The sequence below is a fragment of the Dechloromonas sp. HYN0024 genome, from assembly GCF_003441615.1.
Taxonomy (GTDB): domain Bacteria; phylum Pseudomonadota; class Gammaproteobacteria; order Burkholderiales; family Rhodocyclaceae; genus Azonexus.
This window is the reverse complement of the sequence record NZ_CP031842.1, coordinates 2,041,521-2,065,595: the sequence shown is the minus strand read 5'-3', so window position 1 is coordinate 2,065,595 and position 24,075 is coordinate 2,041,521. Positions and strand designations below refer to the sequence as shown.

Annotated in this window: 25 protein-coding genes and 1 riboswitch; of the genes, 8 read left to right on the top strand and 17 right to left on the bottom strand. The window is 60.5% G+C overall.

From position 1 onward, the window contains the following. Positions 1–86: 86 nt before the first annotated feature. The 5 genes from HYN24_RS09940 to HYN24_RS09920 all read right to left on the bottom strand — a co-directional run bounded on the left by HYN24_RS09940 (position 87) and on the right by HYN24_RS09920 (position 7,082). The gene (locus HYN24_RS09940; protein ID WP_117609102.1) at positions 87–3,107 is read right to left on the bottom strand and encodes a transglycosylase domain-containing protein; all 3,021 of its coding nucleotides are present in this window, start codon (positions 3,105–3,107) and stop codon (positions 87–89) included. Positions 3,108–3,356: 249 nt separating this feature from the next. Further along, positions 3,357–4,076: a phosphoadenylyl-sulfate reductase gene (locus HYN24_RS09935; protein ID WP_240327651.1), complete on the bottom strand. Its 720-nt coding sequence runs from the start codon at positions 4,074–4,076 to the stop codon at positions 3,357–3,359. A gap of 7 nt (positions 4,077–4,083) precedes the next feature. Next, entirely contained in the window at positions 4,084–4,593 is a 510-nt protein-coding gene (locus tag HYN24_RS09930) for a DUF934 domain-containing protein (protein WP_117609100.1), read from the bottom strand. Next, positions 4,593–6,284, bottom strand: a complete 1,692-nt coding sequence (locus tag HYN24_RS09925; RefSeq protein WP_117609099.1) for a nitrite/sulfite reductase — start codon at positions 6,282–6,284, stop codon at positions 4,593–4,595. The genes HYN24_RS09930 and HYN24_RS09925 overlap by 1 nt, the downstream gene beginning before the upstream one ends. 21 nt (positions 6,285–6,305) lie before the next feature. Next, positions 6,306–7,082 carry a sulfite exporter TauE/SafE family protein gene (locus HYN24_RS09920; RefSeq protein WP_117610305.1) on the bottom strand — a complete coding sequence of 259 codons (777 nt, stop codon included), beginning with the start codon at positions 7,080–7,082 and terminating at the stop codon, positions 6,306–6,308. A gap of 151 nt (positions 7,083–7,233) precedes the next feature. Between HYN24_RS09920 and HYN24_RS09915 the strand changes: the two genes are divergently transcribed. The 5 genes from HYN24_RS09915 (at position 7,234) to HYN24_RS09895 (ending at position 11,811) form a co-directional block, all read left to right on the top strand. Beyond that, positions 7,234–8,175 carry a CysB family HTH-type transcriptional regulator gene (locus HYN24_RS09915; protein ID WP_117609098.1) on the top strand — a complete coding sequence of 314 codons (942 nt, stop codon included), beginning with the start codon at positions 7,234–7,236 and terminating at the stop codon, positions 8,173–8,175. 301 nt (positions 8,176–8,476) lie between these two features. Beyond that, entirely contained in the window at positions 8,477–8,953 is a 477-nt protein-coding gene (locus HYN24_RS09910; RefSeq protein ID WP_117609097.1) for a hypothetical protein, read from the top strand. 11 nt (positions 8,954–8,964) lie between these two features. Then, positions 8,965–9,558 (top strand): hypothetical protein, encoded by a 594-nt coding sequence (locus HYN24_RS09905; RefSeq protein WP_117609096.1) that lies wholly within the window; start codon positions 8,965–8,967, stop codon positions 9,556–9,558. A 441-nt stretch (positions 9,559–9,999) separates the two neighbouring features. After that, the gene (locus HYN24_RS09900; RefSeq protein WP_162888695.1) at positions 10,000–10,656 is read left to right on the top strand and encodes a hypothetical protein; all 657 of its coding nucleotides are present in this window, start codon (positions 10,000–10,002) and stop codon (positions 10,654–10,656) included. A gap of 165 nt (positions 10,657–10,821) precedes the next feature. After that, positions 10,822–10,906: riboswitch (cyclic di-GMP riboswitch) on the bottom strand. Positions 10,907–10,983: 77 nt separating this feature from the next. Continuing rightward, the gene (locus HYN24_RS09895) at positions 10,984–11,811 is read left to right on the top strand and encodes a serine protease (RefSeq protein WP_117609094.1); all 828 of its coding nucleotides are present in this window, start codon (positions 10,984–10,986) and stop codon (positions 11,809–11,811) included. Here the strand turns inward: HYN24_RS09895 and HYN24_RS09890 are convergent. The 5 genes from HYN24_RS09890 to HYN24_RS09870 form a co-directional block, all read right to left on the bottom strand. Then, on the bottom strand, positions 11,792–13,111 hold the full coding sequence (locus HYN24_RS09890; protein ID WP_162888694.1) for an EAL and HDOD domain-containing protein: 1,320 nt from the start codon (positions 13,109–13,111) through the stop codon (positions 11,792–11,794). The two genes, HYN24_RS09895 and HYN24_RS09890, sit on opposite strands and share 20 nt — an antisense overlap. Positions 13,112–13,176: 65 nt before the next feature. Then, positions 13,177–13,968 carry a peptidyl-prolyl cis-trans isomerase gene (locus HYN24_RS09885; protein WP_117609092.1) on the bottom strand — a complete coding sequence of 264 codons (792 nt, stop codon included), beginning with the start codon at positions 13,966–13,968 and terminating at the stop codon, positions 13,177–13,179. A gap of 34 nt (positions 13,969–14,002) precedes the next feature. After that, positions 14,003–14,269, bottom strand: a complete 267-nt coding sequence (locus HYN24_RS09880; protein WP_117609091.1) for a BolA family transcriptional regulator — start codon at positions 14,267–14,269, stop codon at positions 14,003–14,005. Continuing rightward, positions 14,266–14,568, bottom strand: coding sequence for a YciI family protein (locus HYN24_RS09875; protein WP_117609090.1), 303 nt, complete (start codon positions 14,566–14,568; stop codon positions 14,266–14,268). Before HYN24_RS09875 ends, HYN24_RS09880 begins: the two co-directional genes overlap by 4 nt. Beyond that, entirely contained in the window at positions 14,568–15,176 is a 609-nt protein-coding gene (locus tag HYN24_RS09870; RefSeq protein WP_117609089.1) for a septation protein A, read from the bottom strand. The genes HYN24_RS09875 and HYN24_RS09870 overlap by 1 nt, the downstream gene beginning before the upstream one ends. 52 nt (positions 15,177–15,228) lie before the next feature. Here HYN24_RS09870 and HYN24_RS09865 point away from each other — a divergent pair, with 52 nt between their 5' ends. Together HYN24_RS09865 and HYN24_RS09860 are read left to right on the top strand one after the other, a co-directional pair. Next, positions 15,229–16,281, top strand: coding sequence for an HD-GYP domain-containing protein (locus HYN24_RS09865; protein ID WP_117609088.1), 1,053 nt, complete (start codon positions 15,229–15,231; stop codon positions 16,279–16,281). A 12-nt stretch (positions 16,282–16,293) separates the two neighbouring features. Further along, on the top strand, positions 16,294–16,632 hold the full coding sequence (locus tag HYN24_RS09860; RefSeq protein ID WP_162888693.1) for an Hpt domain-containing protein: 339 nt from the start codon (positions 16,294–16,296) through the stop codon (positions 16,630–16,632). Here HYN24_RS09860 and bioD read toward each other — a convergent pair. The 7 genes from bioD to HYN24_RS09825 form a co-directional block, all read right to left on the bottom strand. After that, the gene (bioD, locus tag HYN24_RS09855) at positions 16,618–17,283 is read right to left on the bottom strand and encodes a dethiobiotin synthase (RefSeq protein WP_117609086.1); all 666 of its coding nucleotides are present in this window, start codon (positions 17,281–17,283) and stop codon (positions 16,618–16,620) included. The two genes, HYN24_RS09860 and bioD, sit on opposite strands and share 15 nt — an antisense overlap. Before the next feature lie 10 nt (positions 17,284–17,293). Continuing rightward, positions 17,294–18,055, bottom strand: coding sequence for a malonyl-ACP O-methyltransferase BioC (bioC, locus tag HYN24_RS09850; RefSeq protein ID WP_117609085.1), 762 nt, complete (start codon positions 18,053–18,055; stop codon positions 17,294–17,296). Further along, on the bottom strand, positions 18,048–18,761 hold the full coding sequence (locus tag HYN24_RS09845; RefSeq protein ID WP_117609084.1) for an alpha/beta fold hydrolase: 714 nt from the start codon (positions 18,759–18,761) through the stop codon (positions 18,048–18,050). Before HYN24_RS09845 ends, bioC begins: the two co-directional genes overlap by 8 nt. Continuing rightward, complete coding sequence (bioF, locus tag HYN24_RS09840; RefSeq protein ID WP_117609083.1) at positions 18,758–19,933, bottom strand: 8-amino-7-oxononanoate synthase; 1,176 nt, start codon at positions 19,931–19,933, stop codon at positions 18,758–18,760. Before bioF ends, HYN24_RS09845 begins: the two co-directional genes overlap by 4 nt. A gap of 102 nt (positions 19,934–20,035) precedes the next feature. After that, entirely contained in the window at positions 20,036–20,389 is a 354-nt protein-coding gene (locus HYN24_RS09835; protein ID WP_162888692.1) for an STAS/SEC14 domain-containing protein, read from the bottom strand. 162 nt (positions 20,390–20,551) lie between these two features. Beyond that, a complete protein-coding gene (bioA, locus tag HYN24_RS09830) occupies positions 20,552–21,898 on the bottom strand; it encodes an adenosylmethionine--8-amino-7-oxononanoate transaminase (protein ID WP_117609081.1) in 1,347 nt (448 codons plus the stop codon). Then, positions 21,898–23,070, bottom strand: a complete 1,173-nt coding sequence (locus HYN24_RS09825) for a DUF2863 family protein (RefSeq protein ID WP_117609080.1) — start codon at positions 23,068–23,070, stop codon at positions 21,898–21,900. The genes bioA and HYN24_RS09825 overlap by 1 nt, the downstream gene beginning before the upstream one ends. A gap of 77 nt (positions 23,071–23,147) precedes the next feature. Here HYN24_RS09825 and yaaA point away from each other — a divergent pair, with 77 nt between their 5' ends. Further along, the gene (gene yaaA / locus HYN24_RS09820) at positions 23,148–23,921 is read left to right on the top strand and encodes a peroxide stress protein YaaA (RefSeq protein WP_117609079.1); all 774 of its coding nucleotides are present in this window, start codon (positions 23,148–23,150) and stop codon (positions 23,919–23,921) included. Positions 23,922–24,075 lie beyond the last annotated feature (154 nt).

The window sequence follows — 24,075 nt, the reverse complement described above, 5'->3', positions numbered from 1 at the left end:
TCTCGCTTGTTTGGTTTTTTTTATTTGAGCGAGAGACTACCACTTTGCTGCGTTGCAGCAAAGTGTTCATCGGTGAACTTTTGATGTCAGCCCTTGCACTTTCCTTCGGCCGCTGGTCGGTCGGCGATCAGCGGGCGCAGGGCGGGTTCCATTTCCTTCATGATTTGTACCGGCAGGGCCGAGGTAAAGTCGTAACCGGCGGCCTTGGCGCCGGGTACAAAGGCGGTGACGACACCGTAGAAACGGTCGCCGATATAGAAGGCGAAAGTGGCGGCGCGGTTCATGACTTTGGCACTGCGGACCCCGCCGTCGGCCCCGATGACCTTCGAGCGGTGATCGCCCGTGCCGGTCTTGCCGCCCATGAGCAGGGGTTTCTCGTCGTGGTCGCGGTAGGCATCCTTGATGCGCCGGGCGGTGCCGCTATTGACGACGCGCAGCAGGGCGCGGCGGGTGACTTGGGCAACTTCGGCCGGCATGACGCGTTCGCCCGGTTCCGGCTGGCGTTGCAGGCGGGTTTCGAAAGGCGTATTGGCGGCGAAGTGGAGTTCGTCAATGCGTACTGTCGGGCGGCGAATGCCGTCGTTAACGACAATGCCCATCAACTCGGCGAGGGCGGCCGGGCGGTCGGCCGAACTGCCGATCGAGGTGGCCAGTGAGGGGACCAGATGCTCGAAGGGGTAGCCCAGGCGACGCCATTCGTCGGCAATGCGCTCGAAGGCAGCGACTTCGACGACGATGTCGATACGGACCTGCTGGGCGTGCTTGAAACGTGTCGCGAATAGCCATTTGGAGGCATCGCGGCGGGCTTCGACGCTGGCCGGCACGATGTCCTTAAGTGTCGCCTTCGGTTCGTTCTGCAGATGGCGGACCAGCCATAGTTCAAGTGGATGGACGCGGGCCAGATAGCCCTGGTCGGCCAGGTTGTACTGGCGTGTGGCGTGGGTGTCGAAGAGGCGGCGGAGTCCGGCATCGGTGCCTGCCTTGTCGCCAAGCTGCTTGCGCATATATGTGGCGAAGGCGGCGAAATCGCTCTTCGGGTTCACGCTGAGATAGGCGGCAGCCTGCGGCACGGGGCGGGAGGGCACGGAATCGCTGAGTACCTCCAGGCGCTCCTCGGGGGCGACATCGCGGTACTTGTGCCAGTAGGTGCGCAGGAAGCCCAGACCTTCGCGCTCGGCAAAGCGGTTGAGGAAGGCCTGACGGGTGTCTTCGTCATCCTTGTCGCGCAGGCCACGGGCCGGGGCGTCGACGGCCTCGTAGGCATGGTAGTGCACGACATCGTGCATGATGCGGACAAAAACCAGATTGACCGACTGTTCGAGCGCCTCGGCGACGCTCGGTACCTTGCTGTCGTCTTCATGCTTGAAGTTGCCAAATCGGTGGATGCCACCACCGGTAAAGAATGTCTCGCCGGGGTTGGCCGAGTAACGGCGCTCCATGGCCGCTTCGAGCAGGGCTTCCAGGGTCGTTTCAGGTTTGGCGCGCAGGGCTTCGATGGCCCACAGGCTCAGCCGGTCGGCCGGGTGTAGCTTGACCTTGGTCAGCTCCTCCGGCGTCATCTGGCCGTAACGCTTGTGCAGATCGGCGACGACCAGCAGGTACGAGACCAAGGTCCGGAACTTGGCGCTGGAGCCGAGATCGAGCTTGGTGCCGGCATTGATGTCGAGCGGCTGGTCAAGGTTGTCGGCCTGGATGCGCAGGACGTTGGCGGTCGGCGTACGTTCGTAGAGGGTCAGGCTGTAATTGACCTGCTTGGGGTTGCCCCGGTCGAGCAGGCGGGCTTCCCGGAGTCCGGCGCAGGCGACGAACGCCGGATCGGCCAGGCGGTTGAGGATGCGGGTCACCGCTTGCTGGCTGGGGCCATCAAGGGTGCTATGCACGGTCAGGTCGTAGCGGTCGAGAGCGTAGAGGTTCTCGACGTCGAGCAGGTCACCCAGCGTGCCGCGAATTTCATTGACCGCCTTGCGCTCGACGAAGGAAACGTCTTCGCCGGGCCGCGCCTGGCGGGCCGGTGTGATTTGCACCTGAAGCGCGGCCTCGCGCAGGTCGGCGGGAATCTTCTGGTCGTCGGCAAGCAGGCGGATATAGCTGTCAGTCAGGGCGTTGAGCCGTCCTGTTGTATCGCCCAGCAGGCCCGAGGGGCGGCGCTGGGCAACGAAGAGCGACAGCGCCTGCTTGAAGGCCTTTGCCCGTTCGGTGAGGTTGGCCTTGGGGTCGGCCAGCAGTTGATTGATGGCGTCGAATTTCTGACCGTACCAGGCCCACAGCCCATCGCCCAGACCGTTAACTTCGCCGTAGCCGGGGATCCCCCCAAGCGGTACCGAGTTGACGAAATCGAGAACGATACGGCGACGCGCCGGCAGGTTCTCTTCGCCATCCTGATAGGCGCGCAAAGCGGCCGACATCATCTGGTGATATTTGTCGTCGGTGTCATGCGTGCGGCCGCCCGGTGAGTGGCGGAATTTCTCGATCTGCGTGGCCAGTGTGCTGCCCCCTGCCCGCCCGCCACCGAGGCCGATATGGCGCATCGACTGGCCAGCAGCCACACGGGTCAGGCGGCCCCAGTCGACGGCCGGGTTGTGTTTGGGCGACGAGGCATCGAGCAGATCACGGTTTTCGATAAAGAGCAGGGCCTCGACCAGTACCGGTGGAATCGCCTCGAAACTGGCGTACTGCACGCGCGGGTATTGGCTGTCGTAAAGGGAGCGGTCATTGCGGTCTAGGATGCTCAGGCCAGCCCGCGATTTCTCATGGTAAATCGGGAAATGACCGCGTCCGACAATACTGCGAAAGCCTTGCGATTGGCGGGCCTGGGCGGTCACCGTAAAGCCGGCCCCCGTCAGGCGGGGTAGGAAGGCGTTGATCTGTGCGTAGCCCAGGCGTTGTTCGTAGGGGCCGGCGCTGGGTAGCCAGATGTCCTTGTCTACGCCGGCTTCAACCGTCCATGTCGAGGCTTTTGCCTGTTCGGCGAAGTAACTCGCCTGAAAACCGGAATCCTGAAGTTCAATCCAGGTGACCCCGGCGATGACTGCGCCGAGACCAAGGGTGGCAAGGAAAAACTTGGATTTCAGGAATTTTTGCGGGGCTTGCGGGGTGAGGCTGGCCATGAGCGGGGGCGGGGCTTATCGATTTTATGGGTGAAAAATTTTCCAGGGTACCGATGTAGGTCGATTTTTATGGAGTTTGAAGCACCGAGGAGTGAATAAATGCCTGCGCATTTTGAATGGTAAATCAGCTAGCTGGGGGTGTGTCAGCCAACGGAGACTGTGGCTATTTTAAGTCGAATTGATGGGCCTTCCATCAAGCAGGCAATGAAAAACCCGGCCTGAAGCCGGGTTTCATTGGTTTGGTACAGATTACCCCTTCACATGAAGGCCGCATTCTTTTGTGTCGGCATTTTCCCACCACCAGCGCCCGGCGCGGACGTCTTCGCCGGGTGAGATGGCGCGGGTGCAGGGGGCGCAGCCGATGCTGGGGTAGAACTTGTCGTGCAGGGCGTTGTAGGGCACGGCGTGCTGCTTGATGTAGGTCCAGATTTCCTTCTCGCTCCAGTCGGAGAGCGGGTTGAATTTTTCCAGGCCATTGCCTTCATCGTATTCGCGGATCGGCAGGCCGGTGCGCGTGGCGGCTTGCTGGGCGCGCAGGCCGGTGATCCAGGCACGTTTGCCGGCGAGGGCGCGTTTGAGGGGCTCGACCTTGCGCGCGTAGCAGCAGGCCTTGCGCAGGGTGACGGAGTCGTAGAAGCCGTTGATGCCGTGGTTGCGGACGAAGGATTCGACTTCTTCGGCCTGCGGGCAGTAGATTTTCAGCTTGAGGCCGTAATGTTTGCGGAGGGCATCCATCAGGTCATAGGTTTCGAGCGGCAGGCGGCCGGTGTCGAGGCTGAAGATTTCAATCGGCAGCTTGGCCTTGACGATGAGATCAGTCAGCACCATGTCTTCGGCGCCCAGGCTGTTGGCGAAGGCGGCGGTCGACCAGTTGGCGGCAATTTCAGCTAAAACGGCCTGGACAGCCTGGGTCTTGGTGGCGACGCTGGCGGCCAGTTCGGGCGTGATGTTGAGCAGGCTGGGGGACATGGGGTTCTCAGGCGCGGCGGCGGAAGTAGGGTTGCGGCTGGGTAGTGGATGCCTGGTAGGCGTCGCCGAACGGACTGAAGCCGGCTTCGATCGCATACACGGCATTCTTGCCATCCTTCAGGGCATAGCTGTCGAAACCGACGCGCTGCATGAAGAAAAGCTGGTCGTGCAGGACGTCGCCGACAGCGCGCAGTTCGCCTTGATAGTGGTAGCGCTGGCGAAGTAGGCTGGCCGTCGAATAGCCCCGGCCATCGACGAATTTCGGGAAGTTGACGGCGATCACGATGAAGTACTCGAGATCGGCGGCGATGTCCTCGACGCGCTCATCCGGCTGGATGAGCAGGCCGATGCGTTTGTGGCCGGAAATGATTTCAGTCTTGCGCGCCTGCCAGACGGCAAACGGGAAAATGATGTCGCCAGCGGGCAGGGCGACCGTTTCCGGGGTTTCGCCTTCGCCGATTTCAAGGGTTTGCCAGCTGTCGGTCGCGGCAGCGCCCAGTTTGATCAGTTGCGCCATTATGCGGCCTCCTTTTGTGCAGCCTTGGCCTTGCCATGGGCGCGACCTTCGTAAACGCGGTTCTTGAACGGGTCGATGCCAATGCGTTCGAAGGTGTCGAGGAAGCGCTCGTCGTCGTGGCGGTTCTCGATATAGACCTTGATGATCTTGTCGACGACGTCGGGCATTTCGTCGGCGGCAAAGGAGGGGCCGATCACCTTGCCGAGTTTGGCGTCATTGCCCTGGCGGCCGCCCAGTGTCACCTGGTAGAACTCCGAGTCGTTCTTGTCGACGCCGAGGACGCCAATGTGGCCGACGTGGTGGTGGCCGCAGGCATTCATGCAGCCGGAGATGTTGAGATCGATTTCGCCGATGTCGAAGAGGTAGTCGAGATCATCGAAGCGGGCCTGGATGGCGTTGGCGATGGGAATCGATTTGGCGTTGGCCAGATCGCAGAAGTCGCCGCCCGGACAGCAGATGATGCCGGTTAGCAGGCCGGTATTGGGCGTCGCCAGGCCGGCCACTTTGGCCTTTTGCCAGACGTCGTACAAATCAGCCAGCTTGACGTCGGCGAGAATGATGTTCTGCTCGTGGCTGATGCGTAGTTCGCCAAAGCTGTGTTGGTCAGCCAGATCGGCCACCGTGGACATCTGTTCAGAGGTGATGTCGCCGGGGGCGATGCCGGGCTTTTTCAGGGACAGGGTAACGGCCGTATAACCCGGCACCTTGTGTGGGTGGGTGCTGCGTGCCACCCAGTTGGCGAAGGCTTTCTCAGCCGCCAGCTTTTCAGCCAGGGATGCATCGTTCGAGCTGAGTTTTTCGTAGGCTGGCGCGGTGAAATGCGCGGCGACCCGGTCGAACTCGGCTTGCGTCAGGGTGGCCGGGCCATCTTTGCTGTGCGCCCATTCGTCTTCGACCAGTTTGGCAAAGGCTTCGACGCCGAGGGCCTGCACCAGAATCTTGATGCGCGCCTTGTAGGCGTTGTCGCGGCGGCCCTGGCGGTTATAGACGCGGAGGATGGCTTCGCAATACGTCAGGATGTGCTGCCAGGGCAGGAATTCGCGGACGACCTGGCCACGGATCGGGGTCCGGCCAAGGCCGCCACCGACGATGACGCGGAAACCCACTTCACCATTTTGTTCCTGCAGATGCAGGCCGATATCGTGGAACCACGTCACGGCACGGTCTTCCCGGGTGCCGGAAATGGCAATCTTGAACTTGCGCGGCAGGAAGGCGAATTCCGGGTGGAAGGTGGTCCACTGGCGGAGAATTTCAGCCAGCGGGCGCGGGTCGATCACTTCGTCGGCGGCGACACCGGCAAACTGGTCGGTGGTGATGTTGCGCAGGCAGTTGCCTGAGGTCTGGATGGCGTGCATCTCGACCTCGGCCAGTTCGGCCAGGATTTCCGGCACATCCTCAATTTTCGGCCAGTTCAGTTGCAGGTTGTGGCGCGTCGTGAAGTGGCCGTAGCCACGGTCATATTTGCTGGCGACCTGGCCGAGCTTGCGCATCTGAGCCGAATTCATCATGGCGTATGGCACGGCAATGCGGAACATCGGCGCGTGGCGCTGGATGTAGAGGCCATTCTGCAGGCGCAGCGGGCGGAATTCGTCATCGCTCAGTTCGCCGGCCTTCCAGCGGCGGACCTGATCGCGGAACTGGTCGACACGCTGATTGATCAGCTGGCGGTCGATGGCATCGTATTTGTACATGAAACGTCCTTGGGGTAAGCGTCAGGCAAAAACCAGCTTGCTGCCGATCAGCACCAGCATGGCGGCCAGCAGGCGGCGCAGGATATGTTCGGGCACCTTGGCGGAAACCTGCGTGCCCAGCCAGATGCCAGGCAATGAACCGAGCAGCAGGCTGCCGAGCAGCGACCAGTCGACGCCGCCGAGCAGCCAGTGGCCGAGACCGGCAACCAGCGTCAGCGGCACGGCGTGGGCCACATCCGATCCGACAATGCGGATGGGAGAAAGTTTTGGGTAGAGGAAATAGAGGGCAGCAACGCCCAGCGCCCCGGCGCCGACCGACGAAATGGTCACCAGCACACCGAGAATGGCGCCGACTACCACGGTAATCTTGCCCAGGCAGCACTGGCGCAGCGGTGACTCGTCATGCTTGCTGGCGTAATCGCGCAGCTTGCGGCCGAACAGGATGGCAATGGCGGTCAACATCAGGGCGAAGCCGAGGCCGTGCGAAATGAGCTGGCCGATAACGTTGCTGCCCTTGGGCAATTGCGATAGCACCCAGAGGGTGATCGCGGCGGCGGGAATGCTGCCGAGGGCGAGGCGGCTGGTGATGGCCCAGTCGATATGGCCCTTCCGGCCGTGCGCTACCGTGCCGCCCGCCTTGGTCAGTGCGGCATAGAGCAGGTCGGTGCCGACCGCGGTAGCCGGCGGGACACCAAAAATCAGCACCAGCAGCGGCGTCATCAGCGAGCCGCCACCAACGCCGGTCAGTCCGACAATGGCACCAACGGCAAAGCCGGAAAGGGTGTAGAGATAATCCATGGCGCGCATGTTAACAGCGGCCATTTGAATCAAAAAGAATATTGAGTTAGATTGTTATATCGGTTGGTTATTAAGTGCTGGATTTTTGCAAATAGCCAGCCACTTTTTGCAGCCGACCATAGCCTCATCAATCCCCGCACTAATCACTAATATGAAACTCCAGCAGCTGCGTTACATCGTCGAAATCCAGCGCCAGGGACTCAACGTCTCCGAAGCAGCCGAGTCGCTGTTTACCTCTCAGCCCGGCATCTCGAAGCAGGTCAAGCTGCTTGAGGATGAACTCGGCGTGGCGATATTCGAGCGCAGCGGCAAGCGGTTTACCGGGGTAACCGAGCCGGGCAAGGCTGTTCTCGCCATTGCTGAACGCATTCTGCGTGAGGCGGAAAACCTGAAGCGGGCGAGCAGTGAATTTGCTACCGGCGACACGGGCCGGCTGGTGCTGGCAGCCACTCATACCCAGGCGCGTTACGCACTGCCGCTGGTAGTCCGCGATTTCGTCGCGCAGCATCCGGACGTCAAACTTGAAATGCATCAGGGCAGCCCTACCCAGATCGCCGAGTGGGTTGTGGCCGGCGAGGCCGACATCGGTATTGCTACCGAGTCCCTTGATCTGTACCCGCAACTGATTACCTTGCCGGTTCGGCAATGGACGCACTGCGTCATCGCGCCGGAAGGCCATCCCATTCTTAAATCGCAGCCGCTGGCCCTGAACGAACTAGCCAAGTGGCCGCTGATTACCTACGACACTGCCTTTACCGGGCGTTCGCGGATCAACCGCGCTTTCGAGCGGATCGGCGCGCAACCGAACGTGGCACTAACCGCCCTCGATGCTGACGTGATCAAGACCTACGTCAGCCTCGGTCTCGGTCTCGGCATTATTTCGGCCCTGGCCTTTGACGCCCAACGCGATAGCGGTCTGGTGGCACTGGATGCAGCGCATCTGTTCGAGTCCAATACAACAAGACTCGCCCTCCGTCGCGGCACCTACCTGCGACGTTACGACTATGACCTGATTTCGCTTTTTGCTCCCCATCTGTCAAAGCGCGTCGTCGAAATGGCCATGCAGGGTGGCGGCGATGAATACCAGTTGTAGTTCCGAAAATGAAATTTATGCTGCATGATTGCTTGATAGAATCGACATCACTCAATTGAAATCAAGGGGTAAATGGCTGCTGGCTGCCCTCAAGAGACCTTCGTCGGCTAAGTGGCCCTGCGGCAGCTTTCTGAATCGAGCGGTCATCCAGAGCGGGGACTGGCTGAGAATTCCTCGGCCAAAATGGTCAGTTGCCCTTCTTGCTGCAATCAGATACCAGGCTTCGGTTGAGAGCTATTTATTGAATAATTCTGGTCGGTACAATTGCCGATAGACATCTAGCAAAGGGGAGTGGTTTCAGATGAATATGGACATCGATCCAGACGAGGACGGCGAGATGGGAATGCGCACCAAGGTGCTGGTTGGCCTGTTTGCCATCCTTGCCGCTAGCACTACCGTCTATCTTCTGAACGACAATTCATCCGTGCCACCGGAAACAGCAAGCTCCGTAGCAAGCACTCCCGTCCCGCTCGCCACGCCAGAGGTTGTCGAGCCTCCCAAGACGCAAGCACCGGCAGTCGTCCCGGAGCCAGTCAGCTCCCCGTCCGTCCCGGCCGCGCCACCTCCAGATCAAGAGCCAGCCAAGGCTGATTCGGCCAAACCCCAGCCCCAGCCCCAGCCACAGCCACAGCCACAGCCGGAACCTGTTGTTGCTGCTGCGGCTAAACCGAAGCCAGTTGTTACGGTTCCCGATAAACCGAAGCCTGCTCCGGCCAAGCCAAAGAGCGATGTGGCAACGAACAAGTCGGCCAAAACCCTTGATGATCTTTTGAAATAGGAAATCGACAAATGCGCAAATTGACCTTATGCCTTGTGCTTTCCCTAGCCGCTATTTTCACCGGCTGCACCAGCGTTCAAGAGGTGCGTAATGAGACCAAAGTTGAAGTTGCCACCCCCAGTCCTCTGGATATTTATGAGCAGCAACGCAAGTTGGAAATCAATTTTGCCGAGCAAACCCGAAGCGATTTCATGGCAGCTTTTCAAAACAAAAAGGCAGCCGCCCAGATTAGTGCTGATCCGCTACAGTTGAATAACGTCACCCTAACTGAAAATCAATCTGGCCGAACACAGTCGGTACAGGTCTTCGAAAGTTTGAGCTTAACGCTCCCCTTGGCACTCAAGAAGAACCCGGACTATGTGATGGCAATGTCCAAGATCAAGGCTCTTGCCGAAAAAATGGCGGATGAGCGCGGATACTCGGAAATTCAGTTTTTCTTGTTGCCGACTGATGCCGCTGCCAAGAAGATCAAATTTGAAAGCGACACCGTTAAATCACCGCTTGGCAACCCAATTACAGTCAGCAAATCCGCTGACAAATCCTTGAAAAAGGGTATGCAGCGTATCGTGGTAAAGGCAGCTCCGATACAGAAAGTGGCACTGTAAGACTGCCTAGGAATCATGGCAGACGTCGTGTTCTTTTCAACAGTTCTCAATTGAGTGTTTGCATTTCGACCAGGAAATCAATTCCCGCATCGCGTTAATCCGGCCTTAACTGGCTGGTTATAACGGTCATCAAAATTCAACAGTTGCCGCATCAATAATCCGACTGGCGTCGTAACCCGCCCGAATGACGGGATCGGTTTTGCCTGAGCGTGTTCTGTTCCCGATCCGCCCGGCTGCCCTCTGCGCACTCGAAGCTAGATAAGGGCTCCATAGGCTTTCCGGCAGATTTCAGATGTCAAGCGGACCATCAGATGGCTGTTTCCGAAAATCGGCGATGGTCGGCAGTTGGTCGAATGCTGTCAGTTGATATTGGTCAGTCGGCCCTGTCGCAAGACACCGAGAGTCCTGCGCTATGATGCGGGAAACCAATCGGGAATATCTATGAGACTTGTCGGGAAAATTCTGTTTCTCCTTGCCATGGCTGCCAGCCTCAATGTGTTTGCAGCTGATCCGCTTCCGCGCAAGGAGGCAGTCATGGAGACGGGCACGGGCGGGCTGCGGCTGACCATCTCGCTGCCGGATTATGCGGAAGGTCCCTATGATTTATCCGGGAAGCCGGGGCCGTTGGTGCGTAGTCAGCCAGACCTCAATCGGGTCACGGGCGGGGCGATGTTCAGTCTGGCTATTGGCAAGACGGCCATGCTCAGTTATCAGGCCTCGGTGGCGCGGCGCTTTACCCTTCAATTCGAGGCTGATCGCTTTTCGGCCGAGCTGCTGGCCGAGGAGTTGATCAAGCAAGCCGGCTTTGATGGGCGGGCCGTCCAGTTAGGCTGCCCGCCGGTGTCTCTCATGGGGGCAAATATTGTCTGTTACCGGATGTCCGGGGAAAGACTTATCAATGGCAAAGCCTCGGTAGAAAAATACGCGCATGTCCTGATCGCTATTTCCTTTGATCATGACAAACAGGGTTATACCCTGATGGCAACGATTGCCGAGCAGGATGCCGTCAGGTTTGATGCTGACCCGGCGCGTTACGAAAAAATTGCCATCAACGCGCTTGGCGACCTGTGGAAAAATCACAAAATCGAGGTTCGCTGAGATCTTTGTCGAACAGGGCGATAGTCGTCGGCTTATCCCGTGCCGCCAATGCCACCCGAGCCGGGGCCGGGTGACCTGTCAGGGAAAACTCCCCTGAATTCTGAAAAATTCATCTGCGTGGCCTTTACAGTGCATTCTGCAAAGGAGGACGCGGGCAGCATTTCTGCTGGCAACCCCGCTGCCGTGAACTTTCGTTGTTAGGCCGGAGGCTTTGCGTCCCCACTTTTCAATGGGTTTGCCAAAACGGAACTGTTTTTGCAGTGCCATCGGCGAGAATAGACGAAAGACATATTTTGTCAATGCACCGGGCAAGAGGTTAGTGAGGAAATGATTTTGAGAAATGCCGGACGATGCCAGGCGGTACTCGGAGCACTCACCATTTTCATGGCGCAGGTGGCATCGTCGGCGCAGGATGATGATCTGCGACGAGTCGAGGCGACAAGCCCGCTGGCTGGCCGTCTGGCGGCCGTAGGGAGGGTTCATGCCGGGCATGGCGCAGGGTTGTCGATGGCCACCGGCTTTCTGGTGAGTACCTGCCACGTGCTGACGGCCGGGCATGTGCTGGCCAAGCAAGGGACGCATGTTCAGGTCGGGTCGGAAGCCCGTTTCTTTCCCAGCGGCACTGCGCTTCGGGTGAACGGTCGGGTGGTGGCGGCGAGCCAGGACTTCGTCATGGCCGTGGCGCCGTCCGGATTCGATCAGCAACGGATTCCCAATGACTGGGCCTTGATCGAACTCGATCAGCCGGTTTCCGGCATTGAACCGATCCACCTGCTTTATCCGGGGGCTTCAACGGCTTCCGATACGGTCTACACCGTGGTTGGATATCCTCTCGGTCAGGTGCAGCAGGGGCTTTATGCCCAGGAGCAGTGCCGCAACTGGTCGACGGCCCATGGCGGGTTATCGCTGAAAGGGGTGCTGATTGCCGATTGTGCCGTCAGGTCAGGGATGTCGGGCGGTCCCGTGCTGCTTGATGATGGTGCTCAGATGATCGCTGCCGGCATTGTCGTCGAGCGGTTTACTATTGGTCAGAAAATCATGGCCATTGGTGTGCCGGTGGCTGCATTTGCGGAGCAGGTCGAGGCAGCCATGCGGGACAGTGACATTTGTGCGGCTGGCGCGCCCTTCGCCTGGCCTATTCCCAGTACTCGGTAACTTCGCTTGCCCAGGCAGTGGCGGCAAGGAGGGCTCGGTTGACCGTCCGCGGCGCGAGGCCGGCTGCCAGCGCCGTGCTCTTCATGCGCGCCAGATCAAAGTCTTCGCAGGCTTCGGCTACCGCCAGCAGCGGCGCGTAGGGGCCGCTGCGTTCGAGCAGGGCGCTTTTGATGTCGTCCGCCAGCAGCATGTCGTTGAGCGTCTCGGCCAGCGGTCGATGGAGGAGGTTGCCGAGGCAGGAAAAGATGCCGGTCAGGAACAGTGGATCGTGCGCTACGCCGGGCATAGCCGTTTCGCCCAGAACTTCCATCAGTCGGCCCCGGGTCAGGGCGTTTTCGACCAGCAGCCAGTCGCCCAGCTGCGGTTCGCGTACTGAAAAAAGGAGCACTGAGAGCCAGCGGGTCAACCGCTGGCGGCCAAGGATGGTCAACGCCTGGGCCAGCGAGTCGATCCGATGGCTGAGGCCGAGCGCCGGGGAATTGAGGTAGCGCAGGATACGGAAACTGAGCAGCGGGTCCTGTTTCATCGCAGCGGCGATTTCAGCCGTTTCAGCGTCGCCCTGAACCAGGCGGAGGATGTTGAGAAGCAGGGACTTGTGCGGGTCGCCACTGCTATCCGAGCGACCGGTCGAGCTCAGGCTGGCAAATTTTCCGTGAAAATTGTTGAAATGCCATTGCTGGCAGAAGCGCAGGTCGTCGGGCGTTTCGACGTTGCAGGCGAGCAGCCGGATCGGACGCTCCGTTGCCGTGGCGCGAACGGCTGCGGAAAAATCGCGGGCGGTATCGGCGACATTGGCACCGATGTCGATCGCTGCATAGTCGACCAGTTGAATGACGCGGGCGAAGGCAGGATTTTTCGGCTGACGGAAAACGCCGATCTGGAAGCCGCGCTCATGGAGGAGATCGATGGCCTCGCAAACGCTGTCCGCTTCCGCTTCGGCGGCTAGCTGGACGAGGAGGACGACATTGGAAGACTTGAGCCGGTCGATGGCCGGCAGCCCGAGGCTGGCGGAACTGAGCGGGATGTAGGCGGTGCTGGTATTCCAGGCCTCGCTGCTGGTATTCAGGGTGTCGAGCAGGGTCTGATCGAAGTCGCGCTGGGCCGCATCATCCGCATCGGCCAGCGTTGAAGATTCCTGCAAGGTAAAAATATGGCCGGACAGACGGTTATTGCGATCGAATACCGCGTCACGACGGAGAAACAGGCTGGCTACTGCATTCTCGGGGGATGCCGATGCCGGCTGGGCGGCAGCGGATGGCCCGGACTCGTTGCTGAACAGTTTTTTCAGGCCGCTGAACACGCTGCTCTCCCCATCAATAAAAATGCCCACCGTTGGGTGGGCATTCTCGCATGAGCGGCAGACCTTTAGTCGACCTTGGCCTTGCTACGCAGTTCCTTGACCAGCGTTTCAACCTGCTGCTGGCTGGCGCGCTGTTGCAGTTGCGGCTTGACCTGGTCGAACGGCGGCGGGGTCATCGGACGCGAGTCGTCAAGCTGGATGACGTGGTAGCCAAAGTCGGTCTTGACCGGGGTCTTGGTGTGCTCGCCCTTCTTCAGCTTGCCGAGGGCTTCGCCGAAGGGTTTGACGTAGGCATTCGGGGAGCTACACTCAAGTTCGCCGCCCTTGTCCTTGGAGCCCGGATCCTTCGAGGCCTTGGCCAGTTCGGAGAACTTTTCGCCCTTTTCCAGCTTGGCGATGATTGCCTTGGCGTCGTCTTCCTTTTCGACCAGCACGTGGCGGGCCTTGTATTCGACGGAGCCGAGGTTGGTCTTGATCAGTTCGTATTCAGCCTTGAGCTGGGCGTCGCTGATCGGGTGTGCCTGGACGTAGTCGGAGAGGTAGGCGCGGATGAGCACGGCCTGCTTGGCCAGTTCGATCTGGCCCTGAATGTTGGCGCTCTTGTCGAGGCCTTTCTTCTTGGCTTCCTGGGCGAGGATTTCGCGACGGACCAGTTCTTCCTTGACGGCGTTTTGCAGTTCCGGCGAATCCGGGGCACCCTGTGCCTTCTGTTCGGCGCTGAAGGCGGTGTAGACGTTTTGCGAAATGGGCTGGCCGTTGACGGTGGCGAAAGCCTTGCCCTTGTCGGCAGCGAAGGCCGGGGCGGAAACGATGGCGCCGGCGATGAGCAGAGCGGCCAGGCGGGAGAGCTTGAGCATGTATCTATCCTTGGATGGAGGGAGTAACAAAAAATTATACTTCGCCGGGTGCTTCGGCTCGAATGCTCAGAGCATGAATCGAGCCGCGCATCAGGTCACCTGCCGCATCATAAATCATGCGATGACGGGCAATGGTACTTTTACCGGCAAATACCTGTGCAACAATTTGTAACTGGTAGTGGCCGCCGTCACGCGCCCCGGCATGTCCGGCGTGAAGGTGGGAGTCGTCCTGGATGCTGACCGACTCGGGTTGCAGCACGACAAGTCGCTGGCGCAGCAGTTCGATGGTGGCTGCGCTCACGCTGGCAGGGCTTTCTTGAAGGGCTTGATGACGACCTTTTCATAGACGCCGGCGGCGATGTAGGGATCGACGTCGGCCCAGGCGCGGGCCGCTTCAAGCGAGGCGAACTCGGCAATGATGATGCTGCCCGAGAAGCCGGCCGGGCCTGGATCGGGGGAGTCAATGGCCGGGCAGGGGCCGGCCAGGATCAGGCGGCCTTCCGCCTGCAGCGCCTGCAGGCGTTCGACGTGGGCGGGGCGGGCGGCGAGGCGCTGGTCCAGCGTCCCGGCCCTGTCTTCAGCGATGATGGCGTACAGCATTATTTTTCTTCCTCAACATACTTTGACAGCAGCAGACCCTGACCGAGCACGAAAACAAGCATCAGGCCCATGCCGCCGAACAGTTTGAAATTGACCCAGGTGTCGGTCGAGAAATTGAAGGCAATGACCAGATTGAGGACACCCATGACCAGGAAAAAAGCGATCCACGACAGATTGACCCGGGCCCAGACCGGTTCAGGCAGTTTCAGTTGCTCGCCAAGCATGGCCTTAATGGCGTTCTTTTTGAGAACGAAGGCGCTGAAGGTCATGCTGGCGGCGAATACCCAGTAAAGGATGGTCGGCTTCCACTTGATGAAGGCTTCGTTCTGGAAGGCCAGGGTCAGGCCGCCAAAAACGACGACGAGGACGAGACTGACCCAGAGCATCTTGTCAACCTTGCCGTGACGGATGCGTACCCAGATGATCTGGGCGACGGTCGCCAGGATGACGACCACGGTGGCGAGCAGGATCGGCGCCAGCTTGATGTCGTCGGGGACGAAGCCAAGCAGCGAAGCCATCCAGTCGGCGGCGAGTTCAGGGCTCTTTTCAGCATATTTGAAAGTCGCGAAAAAGAGGATGACGGGGAAGAGGTCGAAGAGCAGTTTCATGGCGGGGCATTATATACTCCGTAAAACAACTAACCGGCAAGCCAGCGAGATCATGCACGACGTCCTGATTATTGATGATATCGACATCAACCTGACGCTGGTCAAGGCGTTGGTGCTTAAACTCGGTGAGTGCAATCCGATCCTCTTCGACAAACCGCTGGAGGCGCTGGAGTGGTGTCGCAGCAATGTGCCGGATCTGGTCATCGTCGATTACATGATGCCGGAGATGGACGGCCTCAAGTTCATCAGCGCCTTTCGTGCACTGCATGGGCGCAACGAAATCCCGGTCTTGATGATTACCGCCAATGACCAGAAGGATATCCGCTACGAGGCCCTGATCGGCGGTGCCAACGATTTTCTGACCAAGCCGATCGATCGTATCGAATTTTCGGCCCGCGCCCGCAACATGCTCTCCCTGCGTACCGGGCAGAAATATCTGGCTGACCGGGCCGAACATCTGGCGTCCCTGGTTGAAGAGCGTACGGTGGAAATCCGCGAGCGGGAGAAGGAACTGATTTTCCGCATCTCGCGGGCGGCTGAATTCCGCGACCCGGAGACCGGCGCGCACATCCAGCGGATGGCCCATTACTCGCAGATTATCGCTCTCGGCCTTGATCTCAGCCTGGCCCAGCAGCGCCTGATCCTCGAAGCGGCACCGATGCACGATGTCGGCAAGATCGGTATTCCCGACTACATCCTGCTCAAGCCGGGCAAGCTGACGCATGAAGAGTTCGAAGTCATGAAGGGCCATGCCCGGATCGGCTTCGAAATGCTCAAGGACAGCCGTTCGGAAATCATGCAGGCCGGCGCCGAAGTGGCGATTTCGCATCACGAGAAATTCGACGGGTCGGGCTATCCGAACGGCCTCAAAGGCCAGCAGATTCCGCTCTTTGGCCGGATCGTCGCGGTCGCCGATGTGTTCGATGCCTTGACCTCGGAGCGCCCCTACAAGCGAGCCTGGTCACTGGAAGATGCCTGCAAGTTTCTCGAGGACGGGCGGGGCAAGCATTTCGATCCGCTGTGCGTCGAGGCTTTCCTGGCTGGCTGGGAGCACGTGATGGAAATCCGTCAGCGTTTCCGCGACGAAGAATCACCTCAGATCTGAATGGAGATGAACATGGTTGGCGCATTCGTACTCGACAAGGCATCGATCCTTGAACGCCTGGGTGGTGACGAAGAGATTTTCACGATGATGGCCGACATGTATGTCGACGATCTCGAGACCAATTGCCAGGCCCTGTCTGCCGCTCTGGCTTCCGGTGATGCGGCGCTCCTGAGGCGCGAGGCGCACACGGTAAAGGGACTGCTGGCGACGTTTTCCGATGATGCCGGTGCTGGCGAGGCCGCCCATGTCGAGCACCAGGCCGTTCAGGGGGTGGTTGCTGAACAGGCGGCCGCGGTGGACGCCTTGCTGCAGCGCATGCGCGAAGTAGCCGTGGTCTTACGCGCCGGGTAGTTGCAGAAACGCGGCGGCGCCAGCAGCGCCACCAGTCGGTCCAAACGGCACGACGCCAAGCAAGGGTGCCGGCAGCAGCGCCTGTAGCGTGGCCAGGTTTTGATCAAAGCGCGACATCGCCGGATCGATGTGGTTGGCGACCCAGCCGGCCAGCGTCAGACCACGGGCAGCGATAGCCTCGGCGGTGAGTAGCGCATGACTGATGCAGCCCAGCCGCATGCCGACGACGAGGATGACCGGCAGGTTCAGGTCGCACGCCAGATCGGCGGTGCTGCGCTCGGCACCGAGCGGCACACAAAAGCCACCGACCCCTTCGACAATGACCAGATCGGCGAGTCGCCGGGCTTTGTCGCAACTGGCCATGATCGGGGCGAACGCAATGCTGATCCCGGCTTCTGCGGCGGCGATGTGGGGGGCGATGGCAGGCGCGAAGCAATAAGGATTGATCAGTTCGCGCGGCAATTCGACATGGCTGGCGGCGCGGATGGCTTCGACATCCTCGTTCAGCCCGGCGGCATCGGTGCCGGCAGCAATCGGTTTGAGTCCGGCAGCCTTCAGGCCATCAAGGCCCGCCCGGTGGAGCAGGGCGCAGGTGATGAAGGTCTTGCCGATTTCGGTATCGGTGCCGGTCAGGAAATAGGCTGGACTCATGCGCAGTGGCTCATTTTTTGGCGTAGAGATAAATCACGTCGTAGCTCAGTGGCAGGCCGGCCGGGGTACGCAATAGCTCGTAGGCGGCTTCGGCCCGCTGGAAGTTGGCACGGCTCATCAGGCTGGTACGCCGTCCGTCGCCCAACTGGTTGGCCCCGATTGCCTTGACGGCACGAAGCAAGGTTTTGAAATCGGCGTAATGGGCGATTTTCGTGTTCTTCTTTGTGTTGATCGCTGAAAATCCAAGTGCCCCGGCGATTTTCCGCACTTCATGCTCACTATGAAAAGTCAGGGTGTGACGGTAGTCGTCCACGTCGGCAAAGGCGTACCGAAGTTCGTGAAAAGTAGCCGGGCCGAGGCTCGCCAGCGCCAGCTGCCCGGCGGGGCGCAGCGTGCGGTGGGCTTCGCGCAGGGCGGTGGCGAGATCACACCACTGGACGGCCAGACTGGACCAGTAGAGATCGAGGCAGGCATCGGCCAGGGGAAGGTTTTCCAGATCGCCGGCCAGGCGGCAGCACGGTGCGGCGACCCGGTCGAGCATGGCTGGCGAGAGATCGAGGGCGACGGCATGGGCCCGTGGAAAACGGGCCTGCAGATCGGTCTGGGCATAGCCGGTACCGCAGCCGGCATCGAGCAGGCGGGTCGGGGTAATCTCCGGCAAGCCGGCGGCGAGCTGGGTACAGATGCGCCGCTGGATGTCGGCTGCGCTGTCGTAGGTCGATGCGGCGCGTTCGAACGATTGCCGGACACGCGCCTTGGAGGGATTAGTCATTCAGGAACTGACGCACCGTGACGAGAAAATCGTCCGGCCGGGACATGAAGGGGGCGTGCGCGCAGTCGTCGAAAACAGCCAGTCGGGCACCGGGAATCAGGGCGGCAAGGGCTTCGGCTGCGCCGAGCGGCATCAGCGGGTCAACCGCGCCGTGGATGAGCAGGGTCGGCGCTTTGATCTGCTGGGCAAGGTCGCGCAGGTCAATGTCGCGCAGCCAGTTGAGGCCGGTCGCCAGCACTTCACCTGATGGACGCGGGTCGGCCAGTTGGAGCAGTTCTAGCGTGACGGCCTTGGCACGCGCATCGCCGCGATTGAAACCACCGACGAAGCGGGGCAGCATGGCTTCGACATCGGCCGCGATAGCGGCGGCGAATTCAGCCAACATGGCCGGTGCCATGGCGTGCGGCCAGCCATCGCGCTGGACGAATGAGGTGGTGCCGGCGACGAGAATGAGCTTGCCGACCTTTTTCGGATGACGGGCGGCGACGGCGATGGCCAGTTGCGCGCCGAGCGACCAGCCAGCCAGTGTCGTGCCGGCAGCGAGGCGGGCAGCGACGTCATCGGCGGCGGCGTAGAAATCGCTGATCTGAGGGGCGCTACCATAGCCGGGCAGGTCGATAAACTGGCCGTCGATGGCGTCGACCACGGCATTCAGCGGGCCACGGCCAACGCACCAGCCGGGCAGGAAAATGAGAGGGGCGCTCATGACAGTTCTTTCAGGGCATGAATGAGTTGATGGATGTCTGCTTCGGTATGGGCGGCAGAAACGGAAATGCGCAGGCGCGCCGTGCCTTTGGGGACCGTTGGCGGGCGGATCGCCGGCACCCACAGGCCGCGCTCCCACAGGGCTTTCGAGAGGGCTACGGCGGCGTCGTTCTGGCCAACGATGAGCGGCTGGATGGCAGTTGCCGAGGCGAGCAATTTGAGCGGAAGGTCGGCCAGCCCATCGCGTAACTGGCCGATACGGGCCATCAGGCTGGCCCGCAGGGTATCGCCGTTTTTAATCAGGTCGAGGCTCTTTGATAGTGCGCAGGCGATGGCCGGGGGCTGGGCTGTGGTGAAAATGTAGCTGCGGCCTTTCTGCAGGAGGTATTCGATGGCTGTTTCCGAACCGGCGACAAAGGCGCCGCCGACACCCGCCGCCTTGCCCAGGGTTCCCATCAGCAAGATGCGCGGCGAGGCCGGCAGGTTGAAGTGGCTGAGGCTACCTGTGCCGTGCCGGCCAAGAACACCAAAACCGTGCGCGTCGTCGATCACCAGCCAGGCATCGTAACGCTCGGCCAGCGCGAAAAGCAGCGGCAGGGGGGCGAGGTCGCCGTCCATGCTGAAAACGGCGTCGGTGACGATGATCTTGTGAGCTGCCACGCTCGCGGCCAGCAGTTTCTCCAGGGCTGCGACGTCATTGTGTGGATAGCGCTGGACCTCCGCCCCGTTGGCCTTGGCCAGTTGCATGGCGTCGATCAGGGAGGCGTGGTTTAGCTTGTCGGCGAATACCGCATCACCGCGTCCGGCCAGGGTCGGCGTGACGGCCAGGTTGGCGAGATAGCCGGTGGAGAAGGTCAGGGCGCGGGGGAAACCGGTGAAGGCGGCAATTTCCCTTTCCAGCGTTTCATGTGGCGAAAGATGGCCGCTGACCAGGTGCGACGCGCCGCTGCCGGCGCCCCACTGAATGGCGCCAGCGGCCAGGGCTTGCGCGATGTCGGCATTGCCAGCCAGCCCGAGGTAATCGTTGCTGGCGAAATTCAGCACATTTTTGCCGTCGACGGTTGCCATCCGGCCGCAAGGGGCTTCCAGAACGCGGCGGCGGCGGGTCAGGCCGGCGGCGCCAATTTCAGCAAGTTCGGTGCTCAGGCGGGTTTCAAGCAGGGAGTGTGTCATGGGGGCCTATTTTCCCGCAGGCAGCCGGGAATGTCGCATTTCGCAGTGCAGCCACTGCGTTTGGCAGTGTGTTTTTTGCCGTCTGTCTGGCGTGTATTGGTACTACACCAGGGCAGCGCTCCATTCACGCGCCGCCGCAAGTGTCGGGAAAACAAAGAGCTCATACGATGAAATGACGGCAACCAGCTTGATCAGCATCCGGATTTTCGTATCAGTCGTTACGTAGGCAATGCGCAGGTGAGGGTTATAGATACTCGGGCCCCGATTGAATGCCGCCAGGTATTCTGCCTGATCTGTCGTGATTGAATAGCTCTCAACCGCGAGGAGGTCATTGATGACGTAGCGGATAGTGTCAGTTCGGTGATCAGACAGAACCAGCTCCTGCGTTCTTGCGTATTCGGGATAGGCGACATGGCCGGAAAAGTGTTTGTAGACACCTTTGCTTTCCCACGACATTGTGTAAGCCATTATCAGGCCGTAAGCGGTTAGTTGTTGGACAGGAATATTTTCTCACATCGAACGACGATAGACCGCATGTTCGGGGTGAGTCGATAGTCGTTGGGGCCTGCTTGTCGGGCTTTCTGTGGCAGGTTCTGTGAACTGGCCGGTGGCCATCGATTAACTACCGAGGGCGTCTGCCAGGGCATTCGTGATCGCCGCTCCCAGATGTCCGATTTCCTCGTCGCTGACGATATACGGTGGCATCAGGTAAACGGTGTTGCCGATCGGCCGGATCAGGGCTTCGCGGTCCAGCGCGGCGCGGTAGAACTTGCGGGAAAAATTCGGGTCGGTGGTGCTTACGTCGAAGGCGGCGATCATGCCGTGCTGGCGCAGGTGCCGGACTTGCGGATGGTCGGCCAGCGGCGCGAGGGTGGCGGCGATTTTTCGCGCCTTTTCCCGGTTGGCGGCCAGCACGTTATCACGCTCGAAAATATCGAGCGTCGCCAGCGCGGCCCGGCAGGCCAGGGCATTGCCGGTGTAGCTGTGTGAGTGCAGGAAGGCGCGGGCCACCGAATCGTCGAGGAAGGCGTTGTAGATGGTGTCGCTGCTGAGGACGATGGAGAGTGGCAGATAGCCGCCCGAGATGCCTTTCGACAGGCACATCAGGTCGGGCCGGATAGCCGCCTGCTCGTGGGCGAAGAAGGTGCCGGTGCGGCCGCAGCCAACGGCGATTTCGTCGCAGATCAGGTGCACGTTGTGGCGGTCGCACAACTGGCGGGCCAGGCGCAGGTATTCCGGGTCGTACATGGCCATGCCGGCGGCACCCTGAACCAGAGGCTCAATAATCAGCGCGGCGATTTTTTCACCGTGTTTTTCGAGGTGGCTTGCCAGTGCGGCAGCAGCGCGACGGGCGACATCGGCCGGTGACTCACCCGCTTCGGCCTGCCGGAAGTCCGGCGAAGGAATGACCGTCGCGGCGCGGACCAGCGGCGCGTAGGCATCCTTGAAGATGGCGACATCGGTGACGGCCAGTGCGCCGACCGTTTCGCCGTGGTAACTGCCCTGCAGGCAGAGGAATTCGGCTTTCTCGGGGCGGCCGATATTGCGCCAGTAGTGAAAGCTCATCTTCAGCGCGATCTCGGTCGCCGACGCGCCGTCCGAGGCGTAAAAGGCATGGCCGAGTGCGCCGCCGGTCAGGGCCGACAGGCGTTCGGAAAGTTCGACCACCGGCTGATGCGTAAAGCCGGCCAGCATGACATGTTCAAGGATGTCGAGCTGGTCCTTGAGCGCCGCGTTGATGCGCGGGTTGGCATGACCAAAGAGGTTGGTCCACCACGAACTGATGCCATCGAGGTAGCGCTTGCCATCGAAGTCGACCAGCCATGCCCCCTCGCCACGGGCGATGGGGACCAGGGGCAGGTGGCCAGGCGAACCCGTCTGCACGTGGTGCTGCATCTGCGTGCACGGATGCCAGACGGCGGCCTGACTTCGGGCCAGCCAGTCAGCGTTCGACGGCTTGTTCATCAATGCAGGACTTGCGAGTTGGTTGTCGGCTGTTCCGGCATTTCCGCGTGCACCAGTTCGGCTTCGCGGTTGGGGAAAAGCGGTGCGCCGCAGTCGTCGCAAAACTCCATGGGGAAGTGGTGGTCGAGGAAAAGTACATCCTTGACCCCGGCTTCGCGCAGCACGGCCTCGATTTCGCCTGCGGCATCGGTCGCTTCATCTTCGGCGCCGAGCAGCGGCCAGACGATGCCGTGATAGATCTCGTCGCCGGTGGTCGGGCCGAGGCCGACGCGGTATTCCTCCATGCGGCGGTCGTAGCACGGGCCGACGACGGCGCGGATATCGGCCGGCATGAGGCCGAGCATGCTTTGCAGGAAGGCGACCGAAGCTTTGAGCGAATATGGCCGCGACAGGCGGTCGGCATTGCGGCAGGAGGCGTGGTAGGAATCCGGCAGGAGCGGCTGCCAGGCGCATCCGGTGAGCAGCGGTTCGAGGTTCGGGCTGCCCTGCTTGATCCACTCCTTGAGTGCCGTTTCCTTGGTGCCATCCTTTTCGTTCCAGCGGAACAGCGGCTTGCCGTGCGGCACGGCGATGGTGCCGACGATGTAGCGGACATCAGACAGGAAACGGTTGGTTTCGGCCATGCCGTCGGTGTCGACCACCAGGTGATTGCCAGCCAGGGCGGCTTCGCCGAGTTGCTTGGTCAGTTGCCAGGTGTCGCAGAAGCTGCGCGGCAACTGGTCCGGGCTGAACAGGAAATCGGCCAGGGCGATACGGGTATCGTTGCCGAAAACGTGGGCGCCGAGTTGCACGTTAAGGGCCTGCAGGGTGCTCTTGGGCAGGGGGCTGGCAGGGATGGAAAAGCGCGACCAGGCGAGGATGGGGGCGGCAAAGAGCTGGATGTCGAAGGCTTGGCCATTGACCTCGATGCGGTTGGCTTCGGCGCGTGATTCGACCATGTCGGCCAGTTCGTCGTGGGCCCGCGGGTTGGCCTCGAACAGGCGGTCGAGGGCGGTGTTGATGTCATCCTCGGCACCGCTCTTGAGCAGACTGTCGACGACTTCAGCCAGTTGCGCTTCCCAGTAGGCGTCTTCCAGCTTGCCGCCGGATTCGGAAAGGCCGGTGGCCAGACGTTGCAGTTCGGCCGCATCGCGGGAAAGACGGTCGCGAGAGCCAAAGCGGGTGCGTTTCATCGGTGTTCCAGAAAAATCAAAGTGGGGATTTTACCAGCCGCTAAAATGACGCACAGCACAAACCTTCGAGTCAGCCCATGCTTATCTTCCTGTCACCCGCCAAATCGCTTGATTACAAGACGCCACCGCACGTTGCCACACACAGCCGGCCGGCGTACCTGAAGCAATCGGAAGCGCTGATCAAGCAGCTGAGAAAGCTCTCGCCGGCCGATATAGCCAATTTGATGGATCTCTCCGATCCCCTGGCCTTGCTCAATTTCAGCCGCTACGCCGACTGGTCGCTGCCGTTTACCCCGGAAAATGCCAAGCAGGCCGTGCTGGCCTTTGATGGCGATGTCTATGACGGCCTCAGCGCCAAAACCCTGGCGGCAGACGATCTCGATTTTGCTCAGCAACACGTGCGCATCCTTTCCGGCCTCTACGGCATCCTCAAGCCACTCGATCTGATGCAACCTTACCGGCTGGAGATGGGGACCAGGTTTGCCAACAAGGTGGGCAAGGATCTCTACGCTTTCTGGGGCGAGCGCCTGCTTGAGGCGATCAACGCCGAACTGGCCGGGATGCCCCGGCCGGTGGTGGTCAACCTCGCCTCCGAGGAGTATTTCAAGGCTGCCATCGGCCGCAAGATCAAGGGCCGGCTCATTCAGCCGGTATTCGAGGACTGGAAAAACGGCAAATACAAGATCATCAGCTTCTACGCCAAGCGGGCGCGCGGCCTGATGACGCGCTACGCGGTGGTCAATCGGCTGACCGAGCCGGAGGGGTTGAAGGATTTTGCCGAGGATGGCTATGCCTTTGCACCCGAAGCGTCCGACGACAAAAGCTGGGTGTTCCGGCGGCGCGAAGCTTGAGTCCGGCGACAGCAGATAAATTTGCACGACCCTTGATCTGGGTCAGGAAAATGAAATATTCGACATATTCGATTGAGCTAATATTTGGACGTGATTTTCGTGTCAGCGGGGCATGAATTCGTACGCTGGAATAGGCCGTTTGGTTCCTGGAAAA

What these genes read in the sequence shown, in the direction of transcription:
- HYN24_RS09940 (WP_117609102.1), bottom strand. Translation starts at nt 3,107, where the DNA reads ATGGCCAGCCTCACCCCGCAAGCCCCGCAAAAATTCCTGAAATCCAAG.
- HYN24_RS09935 (WP_240327651.1), bottom strand. Translation starts at nt 4,076, where the DNA reads ATGTCCCCCAGCCTGCTCAACATCACGCCCGAACTGGCCGCCAGCGTC.
- HYN24_RS09930 (WP_117609100.1), bottom strand. Translation starts at nt 4,593, where the DNA reads ATGGCGCAACTGATCAAACTGGGCGCTGCCGCGACCGACAGCTGGCAA.
- HYN24_RS09925 (WP_117609099.1), bottom strand. Translation starts at nt 6,284, where the DNA reads ATGTACAAATACGATGCCATCGACCGCCAGCTGATCAATCAGCGTGTC.
- HYN24_RS09920 (WP_117610305.1), bottom strand. Translation starts at nt 7,082, where the DNA reads ATGGATTATCTCTACACCCTTTCCGGCTTTGCCGTTGGTGCCATTGTC.
- HYN24_RS09915 (WP_117609098.1), top strand. Translation starts at nt 7,234, where the DNA reads ATGAAACTCCAGCAGCTGCGTTACATCGTCGAAATCCAGCGCCAGGGA.
- HYN24_RS09910 (WP_117609097.1), top strand. Translation starts at nt 8,477, where the DNA reads ATGAATATGGACATCGATCCAGACGAGGACGGCGAGATGGGAATGCGC.
- HYN24_RS09905 (WP_117609096.1), top strand. Translation starts at nt 8,965, where the DNA reads ATGCGCAAATTGACCTTATGCCTTGTGCTTTCCCTAGCCGCTATTTTC.
- HYN24_RS09900 (WP_162888695.1), top strand. Translation starts at nt 10,000, where the DNA reads ATGAGACTTGTCGGGAAAATTCTGTTTCTCCTTGCCATGGCTGCCAGC.
- HYN24_RS09895 (WP_117609094.1), top strand. Translation starts at nt 10,984, where the DNA reads ATGATTTTGAGAAATGCCGGACGATGCCAGGCGGTACTCGGAGCACTC.
- HYN24_RS09885 (WP_117609092.1), bottom strand. Translation starts at nt 13,968, where the DNA reads ATGCTCAAGCTCTCCCGCCTGGCCGCTCTGCTCATCGCCGGCGCCATC.
- HYN24_RS09875 (WP_117609090.1), bottom strand. Translation starts at nt 14,568, where the DNA reads ATGCTGTACGCCATCATCGCTGAAGACAGGGCCGGGACGCTGGACCAG.
- HYN24_RS09870 (WP_117609089.1), bottom strand. Translation starts at nt 15,176, where the DNA reads ATGAAACTGCTCTTCGACCTCTTCCCCGTCATCCTCTTTTTCGCGACT.
- HYN24_RS09865 (WP_117609088.1), top strand. Translation starts at nt 15,229, where the DNA reads ATGCACGACGTCCTGATTATTGATGATATCGACATCAACCTGACGCTG.
- HYN24_RS09860 (WP_162888693.1), top strand. Translation starts at nt 16,294, where the DNA reads ATGGTTGGCGCATTCGTACTCGACAAGGCATCGATCCTTGAACGCCTG.
- bioD (WP_117609086.1), bottom strand. Translation starts at nt 17,283, where the DNA reads ATGAGTCCAGCCTATTTCCTGACCGGCACCGATACCGAAATCGGCAAG.
- bioC (WP_117609085.1), bottom strand. Translation starts at nt 18,055, where the DNA reads ATGACTAATCCCTCCAAGGCGCGTGTCCGGCAATCGTTCGAACGCGCC.
- HYN24_RS09845 (WP_117609084.1), bottom strand. Translation starts at nt 18,761, where the DNA reads ATGAGCGCCCCTCTCATTTTCCTGCCCGGCTGGTGCGTTGGCCGTGGC.
- bioF (WP_117609083.1), bottom strand. Translation starts at nt 19,933, where the DNA reads ATGACACACTCCCTGCTTGAAACCCGCCTGAGCACCGAACTTGCTGAA.
- HYN24_RS09835 (WP_162888692.1), bottom strand. Translation starts at nt 20,389, where the DNA reads ATGTCGTGGGAAAGCAAAGGTGTCTACAAACACTTTTCCGGCCATGTC.
- bioA (WP_117609081.1), bottom strand. Translation starts at nt 21,898, where the DNA reads ATGAACAAGCCGTCGAACGCTGACTGGCTGGCCCGAAGTCAGGCCGCC.
- HYN24_RS09825 (WP_117609080.1), bottom strand. Translation starts at nt 23,070, where the DNA reads ATGAAACGCACCCGCTTTGGCTCTCGCGACCGTCTTTCCCGCGATGCG.
- yaaA (WP_117609079.1), top strand. Translation starts at nt 23,148, where the DNA reads ATGCTTATCTTCCTGTCACCCGCCAAATCGCTTGATTACAAGACGCCA.